This window comes from Streptomyces sp. NPDC058964, from assembly GCF_042741275.1.
Taxonomy (GTDB): domain Bacteria; phylum Actinomycetota; class Actinomycetes; order Streptomycetales; family Streptomycetaceae; genus Streptomyces.
Window position 1 is genome coordinate 9,991 of the sequence record NZ_JBHYKH010000056.1, and the last position, 4,761, is coordinate 14,751.

Sequence of the window (4,761 nt, forward strand, 5' to 3'; positions counted from 1 at the left end):
CCCCGCGGCGCGGTGGGCCCCGGTGGGGGGGGGCGGGCGGGGCCCGGGGGGGCGGGCCGGGCCGTGAGGGGGTGGGGCCGCTCAGTCGGCGAAGAGGGCGCCGAACTGGGGCGTGCCGGTCGTCGAGACGCCGACGGCGCTCGGGGAGACGGTGCGGGCGCCGGTCGTGGTGATCTTCGTGCCGTCGGACGGCAGGTACGTCACCTGGCCGTTGGCGCTGTTCTCGTAGGAGCCCACCAGCAGGTCGGCCCTGCCGTCGCCGTTGACGTCGTCGAGCTTGACGTCCGCGCCGAACAGGTCGCCCTTCTCGTCGTCGCCCGGGACGCCCGCCGTGCTCTGGGCGAAGGACTGCGCGCCGGAGGCGGTGTTCACGCCGGACGCCGAGCCGTACAGGACGGTGACCATGCCGGTGTTGCTGACGCCGCCGATGTCCTCGTTCGGGGTGCTGACGACCAGGTCCTGGTAGCCGTCGCCGTTGACGTCGCCCAGGTCGAGGTCCCAGCCGAAGCCGTCGTTCGTCTCCGAGGTGCCGGGGACGTTGCCGGTGTCCTGGGTGATGCCGGTGGTGCCCGCCGGTCCGGAGGCGGAGCCGTAGGTGATGTTCACCTTTCCGCCCTTGGCCGAATCCGGCACGGTGGTGCCGTTGTCGGTGGTGTTGTCCCAGGAGGCGCCGCTGACGATGTCCCCGAAGCCGTCGTGGTTGATGTCGCCGACGGCGGTGATCATGCCGGTCTTGAGCTTCTTGGCGGACGCGACGCTCAGGCCGTTCGCGGTGCCGGGCACCCAGTAGTTGGTGTTCCAGCCGTACTGGGTGGTCGTCTCGAAACCGTCGACGATCAGGTCGGTGCGGCCGTCGCCGTTGACGTCACCGGCGGTGAGGCTCAGCGGGCCGTACGGGTCGTCGTTGGTGCCCGACATGATCGGCGGCTTGATGGTGGTCCGCCCGCCGGGTGTGCCGCCGGTGCTGAAGCCGCCCTTGTAGACGTAGATGGTGCTGGCCGAGCTGCCGACGGCCAGGTCGGCCTTGCCGTCGCCGTCGAAGTCGCCGGCGGCCAGGTCCTTGCCCCAGTAGTCGTGGGAGCTCGCGGCCGGGTCGGGGACGTCGATCCCCTTGCCCGTGAGGCCGTTCGCGGAGCCCCAGAGGATGGCGAGGGCGCCCCCGTTGGTGTCGGTGCCGACCTTCTCGCTCGGGGAGGCGACGGCGAGATCGTCGTAGCCGTCGCCGTTGAAGTCTGCGTACGCCAGCTCGCCGCCGAACATGTCGCCGGCCTCGGCGGTGCCCGGGACGCCCGTGGTGTTCTGGCTGATGGTGGTGCGCTGGGCGGAGGTCACTCCGCCGGCGGTGCCGTAGAGGGCGACGACCTGGCCGGCGCCCTGGTGGCCGCTGACGTAGGCGGTGGCCGCCGAGGTGACGACGTCGCCTATGCCGTCGCCGTTGAAGTCGGCCTGCGCGACCGTGACGGAGTCCGCGGCCGTCGCCGTGGCGGCCGAGACAGAGAGCAGACCGCCCGTCAGCACGGCCGCGGTGGCCGTCGCGAGGGCGAGTCGTGCGTGCGTGTGCATGCGGGTTCTCCTGCGGCATGCGGGGATGCCTGGCGGGCATCCACAGTCAGTTGGGGTGCGGACCGTCCGTGTTCGCCGTGAGTTGTCCGGGGGTTCACGGTCCGGTCGGCGCTCAGAAGACCCGCGCCGACGGGCAAGGGTTGTACGTGAGTTCGGTAAACAATTCCGAGGCGGCTGTGACGGGTGGGTTCACCGGGCGGGCGCTACGGCACCAGGAACTCCGAAGTCGAGAAGGTCACCGCGGGCCTGGCCGCCAGCAGTCCCTTCTTCGCACCCCGGTACACGGCCACCGTGTCCTTCGTCTCTCCCCGGTAGGTGCGCACCACCAGGTCGGCCCGGCCGTCGCCGTCGAAGTCGCCGGCCGTCAGGACACGGGTCGTGCCCGGGGCGGGCGGGGCGACGGTGAGCATGCCCTTGGGCGACAGTCCCGTCGTACGGGCGCGCAGGATCCGCAGCCGCGAGCCGCTGGAGACCAGTTCGTCCCGGCCGTCGCCGTCGAAGTCGGCCGCGTCGAGCACCGAACCGGGCATGGCGAGGGTGCTCCGGGCCGCCGTCGGCAGGTCGTAGCGCAGGGACGTTTCGCCCATGGCGCCGACCGCCGCGTCCAGTGCCCTGCCCCGGCCGAAGCGGCCGAGGGCGGTGTCGATGCCGGCGGGCAGGGCGGCACCGGTGCGCGTCGGGCCGTCCGGGCCGCCCAGGCCCACCGCCGACCCGGCCGTGCCCTCCGCCTTACGGACTACCAGGTCGTCGTATCCGTCGTGGTTCACGTCGGCCGCCGGGCCCGTGGGCACCTCGCCGGGGGAGGGGACCGGGGCACCCGCCGCGTGCGGTGTGCCCTTACGGCTGAACGGGCCGCGCAGGTAGGACAGCCGGCCCGCCGAGGCGTGCAGGACCAGGTCCTCGGCGCCGTTCCCGTCGAAGTCGCCGCACACCGGCTGGTCGGGCCAGTCGTTGCCGAAGCGGGCGCGGGCGGGGACGGTCAGCTTCACCGCCTTCCCGGTCAGGCCGGCCGGGGAGCCGAAGAGGATCTGCAGCGGCACCGGCGGCTGTCCCTGCCCGTCGTACGGCGGGTCCGTCGACACGACCAGGTCGGTGAAGCCGTCGCCGTTCAGGTCGCAGCTCGCCTCCGCGTCGAAGACGGCGGGGAGCTGCCCCTTGGCCGGTGCCGCCTGCTTCCTCGGGCTGAGCAACTGCCGGGCGCCGGGCGTGAGTCCGCGCGCGCTGCCGTACACGATCCCGATGCCGGCGTCGTCCGCGTGGCTCTGCGCCTTCACCAGGTCGTCGAGGACGAGGTCGCGGTGGCCGTCGCCGTTGAAGTCGTCCGGGACCTTGCTGCCCGTGCCCCGCGGGACGGGGACCTCGGCAGGGGCGTCCGCCACGTGCACGGGGGTGTGCCGGGCGCCGTCGCCCGAATCCGCCGTGGGTCCGCAGGCGGCCAGCAGCAGCCCCAGACCGCCGATCACCGCCGTCACCGTCCCGGCTCTTCCGCCCCTGCGCACACGCACCGTCCATCCCGTCAGCACCCTCGGCAATGCCTGGGCAATGATGCACGCGTTGGAGGCCGGACGGCACCCCCGCACCCACGGCGACACGGGGGTGTCCGGATCTCCTCACCTGCGGGCGGCCTCCCACTGCGTCACCGCGAGTGCCGCCCACGACGTCACCGCCGCGAGGGAGGGGAGGGGCGTCCCTGAGGGCCTGTCAGGCCGTCGTCGCGTCAGCTGTAGGTCAGGATGGCTCCATGAGCGTAGTGAAGATCAACGTACTGGCCGTCCCGGCTGAGCAGCGGGAGACACTGGAGAAGCGGTTCGCCTCGCGGGCCCACGCCGTGGAGAACTCCGACGGGTTCGAGTGGTTCGAGCTGCTGCGGCCCGTCGAGGGCACCGACCAGTACCTCGTGTACACGCGTTGGCGGGACGAGGAGTCGTTCCAGGCCTGGATGGAGGGGCCGATGAAGGCCGCGCACCAGGGCGGCGGCGAGGGCGGGGAGCGGCCCCGGCCCGCGGCCGCCGGCTCCACGCTCTGGTCCTTCGACGTGGTGCAGCAGGCGGGGCCGAAGGAGGCCTGACCGGCGAGTCGAGCGCAGGGTGCCCCGTCGCCGTACCGCCTTGCCCTACGCGGGCGGTTCGGTTTCCCCGGCGGGGCGCTTGGCCACGAAGGAGCCGAGGCCGACCTCGGCTCGGACGAGTCCCTCGTTCTTGAGGTGGGCCAACGCTTTCTGTGCGGTCGAGGTCGCGATGCCGAACTCCGCGGAGAGCTCGACGACGGACGGCACTCGGGCTCCCATGGGGTACTCGCCGCTGGCGATCCGGGCGGTGATGGCCTCGGCCACTTGGCGCCAGACAGGGCGAGTGCGGTCCAGTTCGGGGGTCATGCAGTTGACGCTAAAACTCTGCGGTAGACCGCGCGACCGCGGTAGACTGCGGTAGACCGCGAACAAACGGAAGCCCCGGCGGCGGTAGCAGCCGCCCCGGGGCATGGCCACCAGCTGAACTGGAGCTGATGACGTGACCGACCTTATCCGTCGCCCTGCCGCATGGGTGAGCCTCCTGCTCTTCCCACCCGGACAGGAGCGTGTGCCGTACCCTGCCCCCGTTGCTGACCCGTGGCCGATCCAGAACCTTTCCCTCCCGCGTCACCGCAGCCCCTACGGCCTCGACACGCCCCTCGACGCCACCGCCAGCAGGGCCGTACGGCCATACGTGACCGCTCACGAACAGCGGCAGCGGCGCCGTGAGTCGGCGTTGGCCGCGTTGGGGCAGGAGTTGCCCGGGCCGTACTGGATCCACGGGCTGGAGGTCGCGTGAGCCGGCCGCCCCGCCTGCTGCCCTGGACGGGCTCCGAAGGCAAACCCTGCTATCTGATCACCGACGACCGCGACGGGCCGCTTTCTCGGCTGGCCGACGCCACGGAGTCCGTTCAGCTGGGCATGGGCGGCCAACTCCTCGCCCACGCCCGGGAGATCCTGCCGGACACCCCGCCCGGTGAACTCCGCTTCCTCGCCGAGTGCTTGACCCGGGCCCTCGGCGACGCCCTCCGTGTCGCGGAGAGCCGGGGGCGGCGGCTGGACCGGTCGGACTGAGCACGCACGACGGCGCCCCCTGACCGTGCCGGGGGGGGGGGGGGCCGGCGGGGGGGGGGAGGGCGGGGCCCAGAACGCCGCGCGGGCCGCCCGGCCCCCCGGCGCCCCCGCCCCCC

6 protein-coding genes are annotated in these 4,761 nt (G+C 72.9%); 3 read left to right on the forward strand and 3 right to left on the reverse strand.

The features are described 5' to 3' along the window. Positions 1–81 precede the first annotated feature (81 nt). Complete coding sequence (locus ACFW2E_RS10260; RefSeq protein WP_384464297.1) at positions 82–1,563, reverse strand: FG-GAP and VCBS repeat-containing protein; 1,482 nt, start codon at positions 1,561–1,563, stop codon at positions 82–84. A gap of 203 nt (positions 1,564–1,766) precedes the next feature. Beyond that, the gene (locus tag ACFW2E_RS10265; RefSeq protein WP_384464300.1) at positions 1,767–3,068 is read right to left on the reverse strand and encodes an FG-GAP repeat domain-containing protein; all 1,302 of its coding nucleotides are present in this window, start codon (positions 3,066–3,068) and stop codon (positions 1,767–1,769) included. A 236-nt stretch (positions 3,069–3,304) separates the two neighbouring features. Between ACFW2E_RS10265 and ACFW2E_RS10270 the strand changes: the two genes are divergently transcribed. Continuing rightward, complete coding sequence (locus tag ACFW2E_RS10270; protein ID WP_384464303.1) at positions 3,305–3,631, forward strand: antibiotic biosynthesis monooxygenase family protein; 327 nt, start codon at positions 3,305–3,307, stop codon at positions 3,629–3,631. 45 nt (positions 3,632–3,676) lie between these two features. Here the strand turns inward: ACFW2E_RS10270 and ACFW2E_RS10275 are convergent, their stop codons facing one another. Next, on the reverse strand, positions 3,677–3,937 hold the full coding sequence (locus ACFW2E_RS10275) for a GntR family transcriptional regulator (protein ID WP_384464306.1): 261 nt from the start codon (positions 3,935–3,937) through the stop codon (positions 3,677–3,679). Positions 3,938–4,070: 133 nt separating this feature from the next. Here ACFW2E_RS10275 and ACFW2E_RS10280 point away from each other — a divergent pair, with 133 nt between their 5' ends. Next, a complete protein-coding gene (locus ACFW2E_RS10280) occupies positions 4,071–4,370 on the forward strand; it encodes a hypothetical protein (RefSeq protein ID WP_384464309.1) in 300 nt (99 codons plus the stop codon). Continuing rightward, complete coding sequence (locus tag ACFW2E_RS10285) at positions 4,367–4,645, forward strand: hypothetical protein (RefSeq protein ID WP_384464312.1); 279 nt, start codon at positions 4,367–4,369, stop codon at positions 4,643–4,645. The genes ACFW2E_RS10280 and ACFW2E_RS10285 overlap by 4 nt, the downstream gene beginning before the upstream one ends. Positions 4,646–4,761 lie beyond the last annotated feature (116 nt).

Bases quoted from the DNA above. Each gene is read 5' to 3' on its own strand.
- ACFW2E_RS10260 (WP_384464297.1), bottom strand. From the start codon at position 1,563: ATGCACACGCACGCACGACTCGCCCTCGCGACGGCCACCGCGGCCGTG.
- ACFW2E_RS10270 (WP_384464303.1), top strand. From the start codon at position 3,305: ATGAGCGTAGTGAAGATCAACGTACTGGCCGTCCCGGCTGAGCAGCGG.
- ACFW2E_RS10275 (WP_384464306.1), bottom strand. From the start codon at position 3,937: ATGACCCCCGAACTGGACCGCACTCGCCCTGTCTGGCGCCAAGTGGCC.